Source organism: Belnapia sp. AC561, assembly GCF_979252845.1.
In genome coordinates this window covers 1-247 of the sequence record NZ_CEEDBP010000403.1, presented here as the reverse complement: position 1 = coordinate 247, position 247 = coordinate 1, and the positions used below count along the sequence as shown (strand labels likewise).

At 61.5% G+C, this 247-nt stretch carries 1 protein-coding gene; it reads left to right on the top strand.

All coding sequences use genetic code 11. From position 1 onward, the window contains the following. A partial coding sequence (locus tag AC0IW9_RS31615) for a hypothetical protein (RefSeq protein ID WP_471652238.1) occupies positions 1-247 on the top strand: 247 nt, incomplete at both ends.

Below are 247 nucleotides of genomic sequence, written 5' to 3'. Positions count from 1 at the left end.
GCCTGCTCGACGCCAGTGGCAATGACTTGGCCGCGAAGGTGTCGTTCGAAAAACTCAACGACCAACTCGAAGCCGTGCCGCGAGCCAGCGCGAACAAGTTTGTGCAGGCGCAACGCGACAGCCTCAATCAGCAACTCAACTCGGCCGAAGGCAAAATCAGCCCACGCCACGTTGAGCGCGTTGAAGAAGCCAAGCGCCGTCTGGCCGCCGACACCCACGAAGAACTGGCGCGCCTCACCGCCTTGAA